Source organism: Kitasatospora sp. MAA4 (assembly GCF_029893355.1).
Classification (GTDB): Bacteria; Actinomycetota; Actinomycetes; order Streptomycetales; family Streptomycetaceae; genus Kitasatospora.
The window spans coordinates 46,621-63,931 of sequence record NZ_JARZAI010000005.1; the positions used below are offsets into that span (position 1 = coordinate 46,621).

At 68.6% G+C, this 17,311-nt stretch carries 24 protein-coding genes and 2 pseudogenes; 8 read left to right on the plus strand and 18 right to left on the minus strand.

From position 1 onward, the window contains the following. Position 1: 1 nt before the first annotated feature. The 4 genes from P3T37_RS08560 to P3T37_RS08575 all read right to left on the minus strand — a co-directional run bounded on the left by P3T37_RS08560 (position 2) and on the right by P3T37_RS08575 (position 3,071). Positions 2-364 (minus strand): type VII secretion target, encoded by a 363-nt coding sequence (locus P3T37_RS08560; RefSeq protein WP_280722871.1) that lies wholly within the window; start codon positions 362-364, stop codon positions 2-4. A gap of 59 nt (positions 365-423) precedes the next feature. Continuing rightward, positions 424-1,710 (minus strand): NAD(P)/FAD-dependent oxidoreductase, encoded by a 1,287-nt coding sequence (locus tag P3T37_RS08565; protein WP_280722872.1) that lies wholly within the window; start codon positions 1,708-1,710, stop codon positions 424-426. 105 nt (positions 1,711-1,815) lie between these two features. After that, complete coding sequence (locus P3T37_RS08570) at positions 1,816-2,148, minus strand: DUF6191 domain-containing protein (RefSeq protein WP_280722873.1); 333 nt, start codon at positions 2,146-2,148, stop codon at positions 1,816-1,818. A 104-nt stretch (positions 2,149-2,252) separates the two neighbouring features. Then, a complete protein-coding gene (locus P3T37_RS08575; RefSeq protein ID WP_280722874.1) occupies positions 2,253-3,071 on the minus strand; it encodes a MerR family transcriptional regulator in 819 nt (272 codons plus the stop codon). A 118-nt stretch (positions 3,072-3,189) separates the two neighbouring features. Between P3T37_RS08575 and P3T37_RS08580 the strand changes: the two genes are divergently transcribed. Both P3T37_RS08580 and P3T37_RS08585 read left to right on the plus strand, forming a co-directional pair. After that, positions 3,190-3,591, plus strand: coding sequence for a nuclear transport factor 2 family protein (locus P3T37_RS08580; RefSeq protein WP_280722875.1), 402 nt, complete (start codon positions 3,190-3,192; stop codon positions 3,589-3,591). A gap of 23 nt (positions 3,592-3,614) precedes the next feature. Then, entirely contained in the window at positions 3,615-3,941 is a 327-nt protein-coding gene (locus tag P3T37_RS08585) for an antibiotic biosynthesis monooxygenase (protein ID WP_280722876.1), read from the plus strand. A gap of 47 nt (positions 3,942-3,988) precedes the next feature. On the opposite strand, the gene P3T37_RS08590 is transcribed toward P3T37_RS08585, so the two are convergent. After that, positions 3,989-4,771 carry a phosphotransferase gene (locus P3T37_RS08590; protein ID WP_280722877.1) on the minus strand — a complete coding sequence of 261 codons (783 nt, stop codon included), beginning with the start codon at positions 4,769-4,771 and terminating at the stop codon, positions 3,989-3,991. 22 nt (positions 4,772-4,793) lie between these two features. On the opposite strand from P3T37_RS08590, the pseudogene P3T37_RS08595 reads away from it, so the two are divergent. Both P3T37_RS08595 and P3T37_RS08600 read left to right on the plus strand, forming a co-directional pair. Next, positions 4,794-5,018, plus strand: a pseudogene (locus P3T37_RS08595) (IS5/IS1182 family transposase); the annotation flags it as partial. Continuing rightward, positions 5,015-5,326: a hypothetical protein gene (locus tag P3T37_RS08600; RefSeq protein ID WP_280722878.1), complete on the plus strand. Its 312-nt coding sequence runs from the start codon at positions 5,015-5,017 to the stop codon at positions 5,324-5,326. The pseudogene P3T37_RS08595 and the gene P3T37_RS08600, both read left to right, overlap by 4 nt. A gap of 51 nt (positions 5,327-5,377) precedes the next feature. On the opposite strand, the gene P3T37_RS08605 is transcribed toward P3T37_RS08600, so the two are convergent. Next, positions 5,378-5,755 carry a helix-turn-helix domain-containing protein gene (locus tag P3T37_RS08605; RefSeq protein ID WP_280722879.1) on the minus strand — a complete coding sequence of 126 codons (378 nt, stop codon included), beginning with the start codon at positions 5,753-5,755 and terminating at the stop codon, positions 5,378-5,380. 119 nt (positions 5,756-5,874) lie between these two features. On the opposite strand from P3T37_RS08605, the gene P3T37_RS08610 reads away from it, so the two are divergent. Further along, positions 5,875-6,264: a hypothetical protein gene (locus P3T37_RS08610; RefSeq protein ID WP_280722880.1), complete on the plus strand. Its 390-nt coding sequence runs from the start codon at positions 5,875-5,877 to the stop codon at positions 6,262-6,264. Between the two features lie 27 nt (positions 6,265-6,291). Further along, a complete protein-coding gene (locus P3T37_RS08615) occupies positions 6,292-7,026 on the plus strand; it encodes a class I SAM-dependent methyltransferase (protein WP_280722881.1) in 735 nt (244 codons plus the stop codon). On the opposite strand, the pseudogene P3T37_RS08620 reads toward P3T37_RS08615, so the two are convergent. Continuing rightward, positions 6,981-7,409, minus strand: a pseudogene (locus P3T37_RS08620) (transposase); the annotation flags it as partial. The gene P3T37_RS08615 and the pseudogene P3T37_RS08620 overlap by 46 nt on opposite strands. A gap of 57 nt (positions 7,410-7,466) precedes the next feature. On the opposite strand from P3T37_RS08620, the gene P3T37_RS08625 reads away from it, so the two are divergent. Further along, positions 7,467-8,087 carry an MBL fold metallo-hydrolase gene (locus P3T37_RS08625; RefSeq protein ID WP_280722882.1) on the plus strand — a complete coding sequence of 207 codons (621 nt, stop codon included), beginning with the start codon at positions 7,467-7,469 and terminating at the stop codon, positions 8,085-8,087. On the opposite strand, the gene P3T37_RS08630 is transcribed toward P3T37_RS08625, so the two are convergent. The 10 genes from P3T37_RS08630 to P3T37_RS08675 all read right to left on the minus strand — a co-directional run bounded on the left by P3T37_RS08630 (position 8,074) and on the right by P3T37_RS08675 (position 14,426). Then, positions 8,074-9,318: a methyltransferase domain-containing protein gene (locus P3T37_RS08630; RefSeq protein WP_280722883.1), complete on the minus strand. Its 1,245-nt coding sequence runs from the start codon at positions 9,316-9,318 to the stop codon at positions 8,074-8,076. The genes P3T37_RS08625 and P3T37_RS08630 overlap by 14 nt on opposite strands. Positions 9,319-9,336: 18 nt before the next feature. Further along, positions 9,337-9,540, minus strand: coding sequence for a hypothetical protein (locus tag P3T37_RS08635; protein WP_280722884.1), 204 nt, complete (start codon positions 9,538-9,540; stop codon positions 9,337-9,339). 418 nt (positions 9,541-9,958) lie between these two features. Further along, positions 9,959-10,804: a cupin domain-containing protein gene (locus P3T37_RS08640; protein ID WP_280722885.1), complete on the minus strand. Its 846-nt coding sequence runs from the start codon at positions 10,802-10,804 to the stop codon at positions 9,959-9,961. 73 nt (positions 10,805-10,877) lie between these two features. Continuing rightward, positions 10,878-11,123 (minus strand): DUF397 domain-containing protein, encoded by a 246-nt coding sequence (locus P3T37_RS08645; protein WP_280722886.1) that lies wholly within the window; start codon positions 11,121-11,123, stop codon positions 10,878-10,880. Between the two features lie 192 nt (positions 11,124-11,315). After that, a complete protein-coding gene (locus P3T37_RS08650; protein WP_280722887.1) occupies positions 11,316-12,164 on the minus strand; it encodes a DUF5753 domain-containing protein in 849 nt (282 codons plus the stop codon). 5 nt (positions 12,165-12,169) lie between these two features. Beyond that, the gene (locus P3T37_RS08655) at positions 12,170-12,616 is read right to left on the minus strand and encodes a DUF6879 family protein (protein ID WP_280723139.1); all 447 of its coding nucleotides are present in this window, start codon (positions 12,614-12,616) and stop codon (positions 12,170-12,172) included. Between the two features lie 43 nt (positions 12,617-12,659). Further along, the gene (locus P3T37_RS08660) at positions 12,660-12,890 is read right to left on the minus strand and encodes a hypothetical protein (protein WP_280722888.1); all 231 of its coding nucleotides are present in this window, start codon (positions 12,888-12,890) and stop codon (positions 12,660-12,662) included. Positions 12,891-13,108: 218 nt separating this feature from the next. Then, entirely contained in the window at positions 13,109-13,303 is a 195-nt protein-coding gene (locus P3T37_RS08665; protein WP_280722889.1) for a hypothetical protein, read from the minus strand. Between the two features lie 68 nt (positions 13,304-13,371). Then, positions 13,372-13,563 carry a hypothetical protein gene (locus P3T37_RS08670; RefSeq protein WP_280722890.1) on the minus strand — a complete coding sequence of 64 codons (192 nt, stop codon included), beginning with the start codon at positions 13,561-13,563 and terminating at the stop codon, positions 13,372-13,374. A gap of 11 nt (positions 13,564-13,574) precedes the next feature. Continuing rightward, entirely contained in the window at positions 13,575-14,426 is an 852-nt protein-coding gene (locus P3T37_RS08675; RefSeq protein ID WP_280722891.1) for a helix-turn-helix transcriptional regulator, read from the minus strand. Between the two features lie 228 nt (positions 14,427-14,654). On the opposite strand from P3T37_RS08675, the gene P3T37_RS08680 reads away from it, so the two are divergent. After that, entirely contained in the window at positions 14,655-15,083 is a 429-nt protein-coding gene (locus tag P3T37_RS08680; RefSeq protein WP_280722892.1) for an ATP-binding protein, read from the plus strand. 37 nt (positions 15,084-15,120) lie between these two features. Here P3T37_RS08680 and P3T37_RS08685 read toward each other — a convergent pair whose 3' ends face one another. Next, the gene (locus tag P3T37_RS08685; RefSeq protein ID WP_280722893.1) at positions 15,121-17,289 is read right to left on the minus strand and encodes a 3-hydroxyacyl-CoA dehydrogenase NAD-binding domain-containing protein; all 2,169 of its coding nucleotides are present in this window, start codon (positions 17,287-17,289) and stop codon (positions 15,121-15,123) included. Positions 17,290-17,311: the final 22 nt, after the last annotated feature.

Below are 17,311 nucleotides of genomic sequence, written 5' to 3' on the forward strand. Positions count from 1 at the left end.
GTCAGTTCGCCCCCTGTCCCTGTCCCGGTCCCTGTCCCTGTCCCTGTCCCTGTCCCTGCAGGAGCTGGTTCGCGTCGTGGTGGAAGTTGCCGGCGAGCGCGGCTTCCGTCTGGACGTAGTTGTCCGCCGTCTGGCCGAGCGCGTCGGCGGTGGCGTTCAGCCCGCCGGCGAGCTGCTGGAGGTGCGTCTGCCAGGCAGTCGCGCAGGCGTTGAGCGCGCCGCCGGTGGCGAAGCCCGGGTTGCCGGTGGCGGCGGCGGCACTGGACTGCATGCCGCTCTGCGCCTTCTGGTTGACGCCGTCCGCAGTCGAACCGACCTGCGTGGCAGCCTGACTGAGCGTCGGCGGATGGACGGATATCGACATGCTTCCCCCTGAAGTCAGTCGGCCAGCAAAAGCAAACGATCATCGTAGTGGACGAGGGATCAAACCGCCTGGTTCCGCTGACCCTTGGACAGCGCTGCGCCGCGATGCCTGAGGTTGACGGCCGAAGCCCTGGCCAGTGCCACGGGGTTCAGGAAGCGCAGCGGACCGATCAGGCGGGATGCGAACAGATGCATGTGCCGCGCCACCGACTCGTCGCGCGCCGCCGCCGAGAACATCAGCCGCTCCACGGGATTGAACGGACGGGCCTTCGCGAAGTCGGCGCCCAGGTACTGGTGACCGCTCAACTCGCGCCGGTGCCTGCGTGCGTAGACCGCGAGCGACCGGTCAAGGTCACCCTGGCCGGTCGCGCTCGAGCCGACCGCCTCTGCCAACCACCGCGCGGACTGCAGAGCCCACCCGCAGCCCACTCCCCACAGCGGGTCGCCGGTCAGGGCGGCGTCGCCGATGAACGCGACGCCGGGTGCGGTCGGCCTGCGGCTGTGCAGCGGGTAGTTGACCGTGCCGGTGATCTTCGAGACGCGCTCGGCGGAGTCGATGGGCGGTGCCTCGGGCAGAGCACGCACGAAGTCGAGGAAGCTGCCCTCCAGATCCTCCCGGAAGGCCGGCAGCCGCTTCTTGTCCGGGAGCACCGCGAGGACCGTCACCCCGCCGTCGTTGGGGAACGCGTACGCCATGTCGGGCTCCAGGAACCAGGTCTGACCGACCCCGCCGGACAGCGGAAGGTTGCGGAACTGCGCGAGATAGCCGAACCGTGCGTTCTCGTACAGCCGAGCAGGCACCCCGGCGAACTTCGCCACCGCCGAGTCCTTGCCATCGGCTCCGACCACCAGGCGGGCCCGGATCTCACGCTCGCCCTGTGCCGTCGACACGCGTACCCCCGTGGTTCGCCCGGCCTCCCGGACCAGCCCGATCACCGGGTGCCCGAGGAGCAGATCGACGCCGGGGGTCTGCGCCGCACGGGACCTGATCAACGGGTCGAGGGTGCTGCGCCGGACGTTGTACGCGTACGGCAGCTCAGGGCCCCCCGGCGCCGCCCTCGGCTCTATCCATCCCCAGCGGGTGTACCAGCGGGCCTCGCTGCGGACGGCTCCCGCCTTCTCCAGCGCGGGGACGAGGCCGAGTTCGTCCAGCACCGGGTAGGCGCTGGCCTGGAGGGAGTGGGTGCAGAGCGCCTTGTACGCCTCGGGGTCCGAGCGTCGTTCCAGCAGTGCGACGCGGACACCGCGTCGAGCGAGCAGGATCGCCGCGGCGCTGCCGGCGAGGCCGGCTCCGCTGATGACGACGTCGTAGTCGTAGTCGTATCCCGCGCTCTCGGACTCGGTCATGCGCTGATCGCTCCGTTCGTGGGAGTGGTGCTCTTGCACAACTGGTCCCAGGAACATGAGCAGTTGTCAAGAGTTCTGGACCCGCTCACCTCCTCGACGCCAGTGCTAACGGCTCTCGTGCCGGTCCGCCGAGGACGGCGGCGGCGGTCGGCGAATCGCAACCCGCCCGGACTCGAGGTCGATCCGGCGATCGAGCGTCGCGCCCACCCCCTCGTCGTCGCGCAGCACCAGTCGACGCTCCTTCTCCTCCGCCACGTGCCGTTGGGCCGGGGAGAGAAGGGTCTGAATCTCGTTGATCACGCTGATCATCGACGCCGCGCCGGTTTCGGACTCACGTTTGCGCCAGTAGATCCAGCCGCGCCGCTCCATCCACAGCAGGGACCGATCGGCGAGGAACAACGTCGGCACGGCTGCGGCCGCTACGAGGAATATGTTCATCTACTTGGCAACGCGACACCCGGCACCAGCGTGCCCAGCTACCGGCCGAACCAGCGACCCCGAACCTGCGACCCCGGACCACCGCCGGGGACGCCCGGCCACCGCTAGCCGTTGGAGCGGAAGATCGGCCAGCCGACCTCGGTGACCCAGTCGTGCTCGTCGGCCGCGTCGAGGGGGCTGCGCAGGTAGAACTCGCGCAGCGGGCCGTCGACGCCGATCTCGTGGCGTGCGGCGTAGGTGCCCAGGTCACCGTAGGTGAGGTCGATGGTCTGCAGGGGTCCGCGGTGGACCGCGACCGCGAGTTCGGCGCCGGGCACGAGCACCGCGCCGATCCGGCCGACCGGTCGCGCATCGCCGTCGACCGGGACGAACACCAGCGCCTCACCGCGCTCGTCCGTGAGCAGCTCGCTCGCGAACAGACCGCCCATCGGCCCGGCGCGGCGCAGTCCCCGGGCCGCGACGAAGCCGTGCAGCTCGCCGAGGGCGCCCTGCCACCAGCTCACGACGTCCTGCCGGTCGACGACCTCGCGGATGCCGATCGCCGGCTGCTCGCGGACCGTGCGGTACTCGATGGTCGACCCCTGCGCCGGCCGGGACAGTAGCTCGCGCAGCGACTCGACGGCGCTCTGGGCCTGCGCGAGCCGGTCCTCCAGCCGCGCGAGATGCGCGCTGATCAGCTCGTTGCGGGTGCTCACGTCCTCTGCGGCGAGCACGGCCCTCACGTCCGGGACGGGCATGTCCAGGTTGCGCAGGCGCAGGATCACCTGGGCGGTGGGCACCTGGTCCAGGGAGTAGTACCGGTAGCCCGTGACCGGATCGACGTCGGCCGGCGCGAGCAGTCCGACGTCGTGGTAGTGCCTCAACGTCTTGACGCTCAGATGGGTCACGCGGGAGAACCCGCCGACCGTCAGGCCTGTGTGCATGGCGCCAGTATCAACCCTCCCCCTGCCGGAGGGTCCAGCGCACAACCCCTGGTTGACCCTCCCGTGGTGGGAGCGCCCAACGTGTCCGGTACGCACCACACCGGAAGGAACTCCCCTCATGAACACCACCGACCCGGCCCACCCGGCCCACCCGGCCCACCCGGCCGACGCACTGGCCGAGGTCGTCGGCGCCTACGTCGCGGCGGTCAACGCCTTCGACCTGGATGCCATCATGGCGACCTTCTCCGACGACGCCCTGGTCAACGACGTGCGACGCGAGTTCGTCGGCACCGCCTCGATCCGCGCCTGGGCGAGCCGCGAGATCGTCGGCGACAAGGTCACCATGGACGTGACGGAGATCGTGCGCCGCGACGCCCTGACGATCCTGCGGGCGCGCTACGACGGCGAGTACGACAAGACGAACCTGCCCGACGAGCTGGTGCTCACCAACTACCTCACGGTCGCCGACGGCAGGATCACCTCCCTGATCATCATCCACAACGCCCCGGCTCCCTACTGAACCCGAGGCCAAGGAGGCACCCCGTGAGCACGCTGGTCATCACCGAACTCCTCTCCCAACCCGGCCGCGGCGACGACGTCGCGAACCTGCTGCTGGACATCCTGGGCGAGAGCCTCGAACACGAGGGCTGCGAGGAGGTCCGCATCCTGCGCGACCAGGGCGACCCCGACCACGTCGCGGGCCTGACCCAGTGGACCGAGGCGCACCACTACACCGACTACCTCGCCTGGCGCACCACCCACGGCTTCACCGCCACCTTCGAAGCCATGCTCACCCGCCCCCTGGTGATCCACTACTACGACGAGATCTACCGGGGCCAGGGCAACGCAGCACGCACAGCTCGCCGATAGCCTCTCGGACGTGTGGGCCGTCGGCGAGCTCCTACACTGATGTGCCGTCAGCACGCACTTACAGCAGTCGGGCCCGCGCAGCCTCGCATTCGGGATCTCAGCACGTCGACCTCACAGCCGGGCGCGAAGGGGTCGAATCCGTGCTCGATCAGCCAGCGAACTGCCAGCAGGCTTCGCAACGACCACCACGCGTGGATCACATCGAGGTCGACGTCGGTGCCATAGCCGGCGATGACGTCGTCGAGGTGCTCCTCGTGTCCGAGCGTGAAGGTGGCGAGGTCGTACAGGGCGTCACCCTGGCCCGCCTCGGACCAGTCGATGATGCCGGTGACCTCGCCGCCGTCGACGAAGACGTGCGCGATCTGCAGGTCGCCGTGCGTGAACGCCGGAGTCCACGGGCGGAGTGCGGCCTCGGCGACCTGGCGGTTGCGGGTGACCAGGTCAGCGGGCAGGACACCATTCGTCACGAGCAACTCGCACTCGTCGTCGAGTTCCGCCGCAAGCGCGACGATGCTCCGGCCGGCCCGGCCGGGCCGGGGCGGTAGCGGCGCGTCGTGCAGCTTCCGGATGGCGGCGCCCGCCGCGGCCCACGCCGCCGGCAACCCGGTCGACGGCCCGCCGAGGCGCCCAAGCGTCGTCCCCGGGAGCGCGGCGAGCGCGAGCACGGGCGGCTTGCGCCACAGGACCTCCGGCGTCGGGACCGGCGCGAGGGACATCGCCTCGACCTCGACGTCGATGCGCGCCTGATCGGCGTCCACCTTCAGGAACACATCGCCGACGCGCAGGGTCGCACGCTCGGAATGGGCGACGACGACTTTGACCTCATCCATGGGCGACCAGTATGAGCTGTAGGCGTACGGCTCCCGCGCGAACCGCGTCTACCTGCGCAGACGAGGTATCGGCTGCATGATCCCGGAGAAACGCGACCAGATCGCGAACCGCAAGAAGCGCGGTTCCCACGGGGGCCGGCCACCGAAGTTCGACAAGGACGACTACAAGGAGCGCCCCAGGTATGACAACTTGACCGTTCGCTATGAGGCAACCGTGCTGGTCGCAGCCATAAACGAGTGGCTATGAACGTCATCCGCTGCGATCATGCGGCAGTGAACGCAGGCCTTCCCGACGGGTGGACGATCGAGCGGGTGCGCTCCGCATCAGGGGACCCCGAAGCGGCCCTGCTCTCCCCTGAACGACTCGTCGTCGTTGAAGAGTACGGCCGTGCCGACTACACCCCTCTCCAGCCCGACGTCATCCTCTCCTTCCATGACCTGTGCCTCGTGAGAGCCGGCGACGACTGGCTTATGGGGCAGCTCGGCACCGACGGCTCAGTCATCTGCTGGGCCTCCTACGGCCCTGACCTTGGCGAAGCCATCCGAGGGCTGTGAGTTGTCAGGCAGCTGTCCTGATCGCTTTTGAAACAGGCCCTGGTTTGTCGTTTATGGTCCGAATGGCCGCTGGACGGGCTGGCTGACGCCGGCTTCGGGTGTTCCTGCCGGTGCTGGAGTCATCGTTGCGCCCCAGGCGCCCAGCGCGCGAATCGCGGGCTCGAGGCTGAGGCCTGTGTCGGTCAGTGTGTACTCCACGCGTGGGGGGACCTCCGCGTAGATGACGCGCAGGACCAGCCCGTGCTCCTCCAGGGAGCGCAACCGGTCGGTGAGGGTCTTGGGGCTGATGCCGACGAGCGAGGTCCGCAGCTCTGTGAAGCGCTTGGTGCCGCCGAGCAGGTCACGGATCACGAGCATCGTCCACCTGCCGTCGAGGATCTGCACGGCCCGGGCCACCGGGCAGCCGTCGTCGGCGCATTCCTCATCCATGACATCTCCCTGCTCGGACCCAATAGTTCAGTTACGGATACTAGTTCACTCTTTGACAATCGACCCTGGTGCTCGCCTACCGTCACGGCATCGTCCACCTGCTGAACGGAGCATCACCCGTGCGAGCACTACGCATCACCCTTGTCACCGTCGGAGTCTTCCAGCTGGTCCTGGGGGCACTGTTCCTGCTGGCACCCGTGGCAGGCGCCGGGGCGCTGGGCCTGCGCCCGGCAGCACCCTCGTGGGCGAACTGGCTGTTCGCGATGATGGCCGGCCGCTTCCTCGGCTATGCCTACGGCATGTTCACCGCGGCGCGGGCACCGCGCCTGCGCGTCGGCTGGATCGACACGATGATCGTCATCCAGGCCATCGACTGGATCGCCACGCTCGCCTACCTGGCCGGCGGAGACCTGAGCCTGAGCCAGGTCAGCACCGCCGCGTTCGCGCCGGCGCTCTTCATCGGCGCGCTCCTGTGGTTCCACCCGCGCCGACTGCCGGCCAACCGCTGACCGCCGACCACAGCCGAGGAGTCCCCCATGCGCCGCACCTACCGCACGCTCTACCGGCTGGGCATCGTTCCCTGGGACCAGCCAGGGGCGCCGGCCCCTCTAGTCGACATCGTCGAGGGCCCGACAGCGCTGCCACCCGCCCAGGCCCTCGACCTCGGATGCGGTACCGGCCGCCAGGCCCACTACCTCGCCGCGCACGGCTGGTCGGTCACGGCCGTCGACTACGCGCCCGAGGCCATCGCCACTGCCCGCCGCAGCCATTCGCAGGGCCACGTCGTCTGGCGTGTCGCGGACGTGACCGAGCCCGGTGCGGTCGACCCCGACGGCCGACTCGCCGGTGCCACCTCACTCCTGCTCGACAACGGCTGCCTGCACGGGGTCCCGGTGGGACGCAGGACGGGTTGGGCCACCACGGTCAGCACCCTTGCCGCACCAGGGGCCGTCCTCCTGGTGCGCGCCGCGCCGCGCCGACGCCGCGGTATCGGACCCCGCGGGATCGACGAGAGCGAGATCACCGCGCTCCTCGCCCGCCGTTGGCGACCGCTCGTAGCACTCGAGTCGACCTGGTTCTCCTACGCTCTGCTGCCAGCAAGTCCCCTGCCGAGCCAGGACACAGTGGGCGATCCCACGGCCCCTGCCGTCGAGGCAGCTGACCGGGGCGACCCAGGAGACCTGGTCGATCCGGGGGTGAGCTCGTTCGAGGGCAGGGGCCGCTCCCACAGCGGCTTCGGATCCCCGCCGCTCGGCAGGTGGTCGACCTGAAGGCGGATGACGGTTCCGGCGATGATCGGCAGGTCGCCCTCGTAGTCCTCCCACGCGGCGCGGCGGGTCAGGCGCGGGTGCAGCTTGTCCCACGCCTTCGCCTCGGCGGTGCCGTAGCGGGTGGTCACCGTTGTGGTGGTGGCGATGGTGCCGCCCCACGTGGCAGGGTTCTTGAAGACGAACTCGCCGCCGTGCTTCGGGGGCCGCCCATTGATGCCGTGCCACCGCGGCGGTGCCGGGCGGCGCATCACACGGTCCGAGCGCAGGCGCCCGAGCACCTCCACGGGCAGGTCCCGCAGTAAGTGGGCCAGGCGCTGGGCGTCCAGGATCGCGGTCCACGAGGTCCGCCCGGTCTCCAGGGCGGCGATCACGGAGTAGGGCCAGAAGTGGCCGCTGGAGAAGAGATGGACCCGCCAGACGCCTGTCAGTAGGTTGATCAGATGCGTCTGACCAAGTACGGCCATGCCTGCGTGCGCCTTGAAGCCGGCGATCGAGTACTCGTGATCGATCCGGGCACTTTGTCCGAGATGGAGTCGCTTTCCGACGCCGATGCCTTGCTCATCACTCATGAGCACGACGACCACATCGACGTCGACAAGCTGAGAGCAGCCCGCGCCGGCAACCCTGCACTGACCGTCCACACGTATGCCTCGCTGGCCGCGGTCCTCGGCGACGGGGTGACGGCGGTCGCACCGGGTGACACGTTCAGCGCGGCCGGGTTCACGGTGCGCGCGGTCGGCGGTGAGCATGCCGAGATCATCGATGGCCTGCCGGGCTGTCCCAACCTCGGCTTCATCGTGGACGGCGTCTACCATCCCGGGGATTCGCTGTTCGTCCCCGACCAAGCGGTCGACACACTGTTGGTCCCGGCGTCGGGTCCGTGGCTCAAGCTCGCCGAGGCCATCGAGTTCGTCCGGGCAGTCAGCCCGGCTCGGGCATTCCCCATCCACGACGCCAATCTCAGCGAGGTGGGCCGGGACAACTTCGACGGGTGGCTGGAGGAGAAGGGACGGACCGACTACGCACGCATCCCGTTGGGCGGATCCGTCAATCTCTGCTAGCACCTTCCGCCCGCAGTGCGCAGCCGCGTCGCCCTCGCTTCGAGTTCGGCGATGTCGAGTAGGCCCTGCGGGAGGCTCTCCGCACCGGAACCGGGCGGTCCGGGGTGTCCAGCCATACCGTCTGGCCGGTAGGGGTCACCGTCAGGCCGAACCGCTCGAATCCCGGGCGGCCCTGGTCCTCCCACCAGCGCCACGCGGCGCCGACTTCGTCCCAGAGTCGGCGCGGGCCGGACTGGACGGTCTCGTACTCCGTCCGGTCGGGTTCCCAGTCTGCCGTGGCCCAGGACGTGACGGCCGTGTCGTGGATCCACAGGGTGTAGGTCCCGTCGTCGTACCGCTCGACCAGCGGGAACACTCCGGGCACCTGCACCCCGATCGCGAACATCACCGACCACGGGCCCAGCGCCTCCGGTGAGAGGGCGCTTGCCCCCCGCTCGCCGTCCGCCGGCCAAGGCGCGGACAGATACGCCGAGCTGTCCGGACGCACGGCACGCTGCTGACGCAGCCGCATGAACGCCGAGGACGACAGGAACGGGCCACTCGCCGTCCCGTCCGCCGCGACCGTGAGCCTGACCAGCGCCTCCCCGCCGTAGTCCGGCCCCCACGGCGCGAGGATCACCCCTCCGACCGTCGACTGCTCGACCCAGGCGTGTGGCACATCGCCGACGGAGCACGTTGCCATGACGACGTCGTACGGCGCGCCCTGCGGGTAGCCCTCAGCGCCGTCGCCGACGACGGTCAGCGGGGCGTAACCGACCCGCGCGAGCCGTCGCTGTGCCCCTGCTGCGCTCTCCTCGTCCACCTCGATGGTGACGACATTGGCCGCCCCGACGCGTTCGCAGAGGAGGGCAGAGGTCCAGCCCGTACCGGTGCCGATCTCGGCCACCCGGGCACCCGGGGTCAGCGGCACCGCCCCGAGCATCGAAAACACCATCGTGGGCATGCTGTTGGACGTACTGGGCATGACGCCGGGCTCGTCGCCCTGGTGCTTGCCGTTGTCCCACTGGGTCGTCAGCGGAACGTCGGAGTAGACGGCACCCCACCAGGCAGCAGGATCCGTCCGCCGGTCGACGGCCCGCCCCTGCCGCACCCCGTCAGCGTGTCCTGGCCAGATGCGGTCAGGTACGAACAGGTGGCGCGGCACGTTGGTGTACGCCGGCAGCCACTGCGAGGACAGCGAGCCGTTGGCGATGAGCGCGGAGGCCAGCCGCGTACGACCCGCCTCCGCCATGTTCTCGGCATCCATCAACTACTTGCCGTCCGCCGGGCCCTGGCCGTCGGAGGTGTTGCCACCCTCCGAACTCCCCCCACCGCCATGCTTGTTGCCCGAGTTGCTGTCGTCCTGCTGACTGCCCCCGCTCCCGGAGCCGGTGCCCCCGCCGTGCTTGCCACCGTCGGCGTACAGCATCCATGCGCGCATGGTCTTCCCTTCGCAGTCGGTCGGTCGGTCCAAGGATGCTTCCTCGCACCGTTGTTCTCGACTCCATCGCCTTCGACGAGGATCAGGTGGCCTGCTCATGACTCAGCATCATGAGCGCCACTCTCGCGCCGCCGGAGCGAGCGCCGCGCGAGCAGCCGTCCATACTCGCCAGCCTCCGGCGCAAGTTCCTCGTAGCGGTCGATCGCGTCGCCCGCGCGGACGGTGTCCGATGCACAACCCACGCACCAGTTCCGGCCGGTGTCCAGGTCGCGCAGGGCGGCGACCACTGTCTTGCACCAGGAGCAGCGCTCTGCCAGGACGACTGCGCGCAGACAGGGTTCGCACCAGTTCTGACGGGTCTCGTGGTCGTGGAAGCGCGGGTCGGCGGCGTGACAACCGTGGCACGTCCGGCGGTGCCTGCCCCAGGTGACCGACGAGCCGCCGCCGGCCCTCAGCGGGTTACTCCGACGACTGCCAGCTGCTGGCTGGTATGGATCTGCGCGCCGGCCCGGACCGGGTCGAGCGCCCCGAGCCACGACAGCAGGGTGGTCGCCGTGTCCGCGACGATGTCCTCGACCCGCTGCGCGCTGAGGTTCGGGGGAAGGGCCGCGCGGAGCGCCGGGTGTTCGGCGGCCTGGTCGGCGAGCTGCTGGAGGATCCAGTGTCGGGTCAAGAGCTGGACGCCGAAAGTCATGTGCAACGACGCTGCGGTCTCCGTATGCCCGTAGTGAATCCAGCCCCGGGGAATGAACAGCACCTGCCCGGCCTCCAGACCGACCGTCATTGCGTCCCGCTCGACCCGCGCAAGCTGCTCGTCTGTGAACCCCACCCGAGTCCAGCGGTGACGGTCCAGCGGATCGGTGACGATTGGCGGATGCAGACGCCACACCTTCGCACCCTCGACCTGCGCGAGCAGGACGTGGTGGGTGTCCCAGTGCGGCCCGTAGCCGCGCGATTCGGCTGGAGTGCGATAGACGTTCGCCGTCACCGGATGACCGAGTTCGGAAGCCAACTGCCTTGCGAACGCAGTCAGCGGCGGCCAGGTCAGGTGCAGCCCGTTGAGGACCAGCGTGTACGTGGCGTGGTCCGCGTCGGGGGCGATCGCCGCAGTCGCGCCTTGATGCACCATGCCCACCTCGATCGAGCGCAGCGCGGGGTCGGCGATGATCCGTCTAGCGTCGTCCTGGGTGAACAGGGCGGCTAACGGGGGGACGCCTCGCTGATAGACCGTGGGCCGGTCGGGCCACCCGGTGAGGAACACACGCGGGTCGTCAACAAGCCATTCGAGAGCGGACATTCACGGCTCCGAATCAGAAGGGACGGGGCTCCTCACCGCCGGCACGACACGCGAGGAACCCGGTTCGGGGTGGTCAGATCAGGTGGTCGAACTCGCCGGCTCGCGCACCGTCGATGAACGCGCGCAGCTTGGCCCTGCTCGCGATCAGCGGAGCCTGCGACGGGTCGGTGGTGATGCCGATCGCGATCCGGCCCCCGGCGGTGAGGGCGAGCCCGATCGAGTCGTCGAGGTGGTTGACGTTGGACTTGCTGGACTTGATCCAGGTCAGGCCCGGCAGTGCAGGAGGGTTGTAGCCGGGGACTGTGACGGCGGTACTCATGTGAGTCTCCGTTCTGGAGCCGAGCGGCCACGCCAGATGACGGGCCGGAGCCTGCCGGGGTACACCAGAGGCGCCCCGAAGAGAGCAGCATGGCCGACAACGGTTATACGCATGTGCCAAGTTCTGCCATGACCAGCACGGTACTGAGCGGCGCCTACCGGGCTCTACCAACGTGTGCGGACTTGCGCGGGATCACCCGAGAGAGGTAATCGCCGATGTGATCAACGCACGTGCCGAGGCCCCATGGACTGCAAGCTCAGCAAGCGTCGCGAACGCCTCGGCATACAGCGCGATCTCGTGAGGTTGAGTGATCGTCAACCACGCGGACACGAGTTCCACGTTGACCTGTGCGTCGTCGAAGATCCAGAAATCCTCTACCGGATGCATGCCAGTCCGGTCAGCGGACTCTGGGATAATTCCAAGGCTGACGCTCGGCAGAGTGCTCACTGCCACAAGATGTCCAAGCTGGCCAGCCATCACGTCAGTTCCACCGATCAGCTTTCGAAGCGCGGACTCCTCGATCAGCGCAGCGAAGCGTCGGGAACCCTCGTAGAGCACCCGCTGCCGCCTGACGCGAACCGCAACAGCTTCTTCTACGTCCTCCGACAGCCTCCGTCGACGTGCCGTGCCCAGCAGAACCGCTCTCGTATACGCAGCAGTCTGGAAGGGGCCGGGAACCAGCCAAGAGGAGTACGAACGAAACCACCGCGTACGCTCGAACAACGGGGTGGCCGACTCCTGTGCACGCTTCAGACCAGCTCGCTCGAGTCGCCGCCACTCGACGTACGTCCCCTCGATTCCGCGGGCGGTGGCGATGAGGTCCGCGACCTGTTCCTCAGCTCCGCAGAACACTGTCCACAAACGGATGTCGGCGTCTGAGGGCGGCGTGCGGCCGTGCTCAATCCTTGAGCACTTCGACTCGTGCCAGCCCGCAAGAGCGGCCAACGCCCGCGCGGTGAGTCCGGAGTCCTTCCGAATCTCGCGCAGACGCTGGCCGAGGTCCCGCCGGGCCTGCTGAACTGTGGAGTACTGCGCAGCCATGAACGTCAGACCGGCCTGTACTCCTCGTGCGGTACCGCCCGACCCCAGACCGCCTCGAAGGCAGTCGAGCAGAGCTGGACGACAGCCTTGTCATCCGTCAGTTCCGGCGCCGTCGGCTCGCCGCTTCCGTCGAAGTGGTTGACGAGGAGCAGACGGTCATCGAACAGCCAGAAGTCGTTTCCAGGAAGCGCCAGATCGGTTGCCCGACGCCGAGACAGCCAACGGACATCCTCGCCTGCAGCGATGTTCAGACCGCTGGTGATCTCGTGCTCGAAGCGAACGTAGTCACTGATCGGCTCAGAGACGATCCGAGCCCGACGGAACACGACCCCACGGCTGATGGCCTCCGCCAGCAGTCCGGGCCACTCGGGAAAACGGACATCGGGATCGATGTGGCGACCAGCAGCCCAGTCGACGAACGCGGGGTCAGAGCGCATGTACCCGTCCCGCATCTCAAGGTGAACAGCCGACTGCGAACAATGCCGCAGCAGATCGTCAAACCTGTTCGGGTCCAGCGTCACTGCTCACCTCCGGGAAGAACTGCATCATGCGCTTCGGCCACTCGACCACGGTCTCGTGGTCCGGGATGTCCAGCTCGGCGAGACGCTGGGGATCCGTGACTTTCCAAGACTGCACCAGGTAAGTGTCGGTCTCATCGTCGTAGTAGAGCGTCGGCGAGTTGTTGACCGGCGACTCCGGGTCCTTGCCCAGCTTGTGCAGCGCCATGATGACCTCCGGCTCGACTGTGGACCATCGCTGGACTCATGCTTGCGCAACTCCGCGTCGGATCACCACCGATGTGCGCGAACTTGCACAGCCCAACAGTGTTCAGGGCCTCGTCCGCCGTGGACTTGTCCAGCAAGCTTCAGCGAGCCGCCCCGCGATCAGCAACCTGAGTGAACGGGGGCGGGGAAAGGGCGGGTACCGCCCCCGGCCGATGTGGGCTAGACGAGGAGGTGGTCTGCCCGGCCGGCCTTGATGTCGAGGATGAGAGCGCGGAGGGCATCGATCGAGTCGGTGAGGGGGTGCTCCTCCAGGCCATTGACGGCGATGTAGCCGTTGCCAGCGGCGTCAGTGCCCAAGCGGAAGCAGTTGCCAGAGTCCTGGCAGTAGGGACCTTCCCAAGTGATGTGAGCCATCAGCACTCCTGAGGACGGCAGAGGGTCAAACCGGGGCAACGGAGATCCGCTGCCCCGGCCGCCACGAACTACAGCAGATGGTCCGCCTTGCCCGCCTTGATGTCCAGGATCATCGTGCGCAACGCCTCTGCTGAGTCGGTGAGGTAGTGCTCCTCTTGACCCTTGACGGCGATGTAGGCGTTGCCTGTCTCGTCGGTACCCAGGCGGAAGCACGAGTTGCCTTCAGCGCAGAAGGGATCTTCCCAAGTGATGGTGGACATAGAGCTTCTCCTCAAAGTTGACGGGCGATCTCGCGGATGAAGTCACGGGACCGCTCCGGGCTCAGCGACAGCTCTTCCAACCGATCCAGCTGGGCCCGGTATTTCGAGAGCTGCCCCTCCGCATCCAGAAATTCGGGACCGTGTGCCCTGTCCACCTGCACAGTATCGAGCTGCGGCACGGGACCCTCGGCATAAAGGACGGTCTGACCTGCGCCGGGGAAGGCACCGCGCTCGAAGAGGACAACACGCACGGTGATGTTCTCCCGTTCGGACATGCCAAGCAGGTGCTCCAACTGCGCACGGGTGACCTGCCGACCTCCGAACTGCATCCGCAGGGCAGCCTCGTGCACAACAGCGACATAGCCCGGCAGCGCTTCGCGGGCGATCACCTGTTGACGCTCCGCGCGGTGGGCGAGTCGAAGCCCGACCTCGTGTTCGGGCAATGCTGGGACGGCGGCACGGAAGAGCGCCAATGCGTGGTCCGAGGTCTGCAACAGGCCAGGAACGTGCACGGTGTTGGCGGTACGCAGTCGCGTCGCCCGGGCTTCGAGTTCGGCGATGTCGAGCAGACCCTGAGGGAGACTGCCGCGATAGCGCTCCCACCAGCCCTTCTCGCCCGGCTGTGCCATCTCGACCAGCGCGTCGACGTATGCCTGGTCCGTGCAGTGGCAGTTGTAGGCCAGCGTGCGCAGGCGCTCAGGAGTGATCGGGCGCAGGCCTGACTCCATGTTGGAGATCTTGCCGCGATCCACACCGAGTAGACCCGCCGCGTACTCGGCGCTCATGCCCGCCGAGGTCCGGATCTTCCGCACCTCACTCCCCAAACGCTTCTGACGTTCAGTGAGAGCCGTTCTGGGAGTCATGCCGTTCCTTCCGTGCGACGTGGGACAAGTCTGCCTCGCCATGACACGAACCCACATCACCGGGACAAGTTGGCAGGAACGCGTGGCAAATTTACCCCGCCGCAGGCTACTCTCAGTATGGCAAGGATCACAGAAGGCGATGTCCTGAAGTGCACCGCGCGAGCATGCCCACCTGCCCCGGGAGCATCCGCGCCGGCTCAACTACCCCATCCCCGCGAGGAGTCAGCCATGCCTGGAATCCCGCTCCCGTCCATCCCCACCATCCCCGCCGTGCCGTCCTACTGGCGGTTCCCTGCCGAGCTGGCCTCCGTGCCGCGGGCCCGGCGGGTCGTCGGGGAGGCGCTTCCCAGGCCGGCCGATCCGCAAGTCTCCTATGAGCTGCGGCTCCTGACCTCGGAGCTGGTCACCAATGCGGTCCGACACGGTGCCCGCAGCAACGACGAGGAGATGATCGAACTCGTCTTCTGGACCGCTGACGGGCACTACTGGCTGGCGGTCTCCGATCCTGGATCGGGGCGGCCAGCGGTAGGTTCACCCGACTCCGAGGCTTGCGGCGGGCGCGGGCTCCTGCTGGTCGAGGCGCTCAGCGATGTCTGGGGTGTCGTTCCGCGACCGACGTGTGGGAAGTCCGTGGTAGCGGGGAAGCGGCTGCCCTGACCGGAGGGGGCAGGGCAGCCGCTCAGTGAATGGCTAGTCAGTCCTTGAACGTGCCGCCCTCTGCCGCCACCCGCTCCAGCAGTGCCGGCGGCGTGAACCGCTCGCCGTAGGCGGCGGCCAACTCCCGGGCCCGCGCGAGGAATCCGGCGACGCCCCCCTCGTACCCGTTGATGTACTGGAGCACCCCGCCCGTCCAGGCCGGGAAGCCGATGCCGAGGATCGAGCCGACGTTGGCGTCCGCCACGGACGTCAGCACGCCCTCCTCCAGGCAGCGGACCGAGTCCAGCGCCTCTGCGAAGAGCATCCGCTCCTTGAGGTCGAGGAAAGGCACCTCCGAAGCGCCGGGACGCGAGAAGTGCTCGCGCAGCCCCGGCCACAGCCGCACGCGCCGCCCGTCCCCGTCGTACTCGTAGAAGCCCGCGCCGCCGCTGCGCCCCGGGCGGCCGAACTCCTCGACCATCCGGTCCATCACCACATCGGCCGGGTGCTCGACCCAGGCCTCGCCCGCCTCCTCGGCGGCCCGTCGGGCCTCGCCGCGGATCCGGCGCGGGAGGGTCAGCGTCAGTTCGTCCAGCAGCGAGAGCACCTTCGCGGGGTAGCCCGCCTGGGCTGCGGCCTGCTCGATGCTGGCCGGCTCGACGCCCTCGCCGACCATCGCGACGCCCTCGTTGATGAACTGGCCGATCACGCGCGAGGTGAAGAAGCCGCGCGAGTCGTTGACGACGATCGGGGTCTTGCCGATCTGGCGGACCAGGTCGAACGCGCGCGCCACCGCCTCGTCCCCGGTCCGCTCGCCCTTGATGATCTCCACCAGCGGCATCTTGTCAACCGGCGAGAAGAAGTGCAGCCCGATGAAGTCGGAGGACCGCTCAACTCCCTCCGCCAGCAGGCTGATCGGCAGCGTGGAGGTGTTGGAGCAGAGCAGCGCGTCGGCCGCCAGCACCCCCTCCACCTCCTGGAAGACCTTGTGCTTGAGCGCGACGTCCTCGAAGACGGCCTCGATCACCGCGTCGCAGCCCGCCAGATCTGCCGGGTCGGCGCTCGGGGTGATCCGCGCCAGCAGCTCGGAGCGCTGCTCGGCGGTGCTGCGCCCGCGCGCGACCGCCTTGTCCAACAGCCCGGCGGAGTAGGCCTTTCCGCGCTCGGCGGCGTCCAGACTGACGTCCTTGAGGACGACCTCCATGCCCGCCTTGGCGCAGGAGTACGCGATGCCCGCGCCCATCATCCCGGCGCCGAGCACCGCGACCCGGCGCACCGTGCGCTTCTCGACCCCCGACGGGCGCCCGGCACCGGAGTTGACCGCCTGGGTGTCGAAGAAGAGGCCCTGGATCATGTTCTTGGCGGTCTGCCCGCAGACCAGCTCGGTGAAGTAGCGCGCCTCGATGACCATCGCGGTGTCCACGTCGACCTGGGAGCTCTCGACCGCCGCCGCGAGCACGTTGCGCGGCGCGGGGTAGGGGGCACCGGCCAGCTGCTTGCGCAGGTTGGCGGGGAACGCGGGCAGGTTGGCGGCCAGCGCCGGGGTGGCCGGGGTCCCGCCGGGGATCTTGTAGCCCTTGACGTCCCAGGGCTGCCGGGCGGTCTCGTTGGCCTCGATCCAGGCCTTCGCCTTCTCCAGCAACTCCTCCTGAGTGGAGGCGAGTTCGTGCACCAGGCCGACTTCGAGAGCCGCCGCAGGGCGGTACTGGCGACCGGTCAGCAGCACCTTCAGCAGCGCGTCCGCCAACCCGAGCATCCGGACGGTGCGGACGACGCCGCCACCGCCGGGCAGCAGGCCCAGCGTCACCTCGGGCAGGCCGATCTTGCTGCCCGGCGCGGTCAGCGCGATCCGGTGGTGGCAGGCGAGCGCGAGCTCCAGCCCGCCGCCCAGCGCGCTGCCGTTGATCGCCGCGACGACCGGCAGGCCGAGCGTCTCCAGGGTGCGCAGTGCGCGCTTGATCCGCAGCGAGGACTCGAAGACCTGCTCGGCCTGGTCGGGTCCGGCCGAGGAGAGCAGGCGCAGGTCGCCGCCGGCGAAGAAGGTCTTCTTGCCGGAGGTGACGATCACACCCCGCAGACCCTGCGCCTCCGAAAGGCGCGCCACCACGGCGTCGAACGCCTCGCTGAAGGCCGCGTTCATGGTGTTGACGGACTGCGTGGGGTCGTCCAGGACCAGCGTGACGATGCCGTCCTCGCCCTGCTCCCAGCGGATGATGGTGTCAGTCATGACAGAGTTCTCCAGAGAAGTG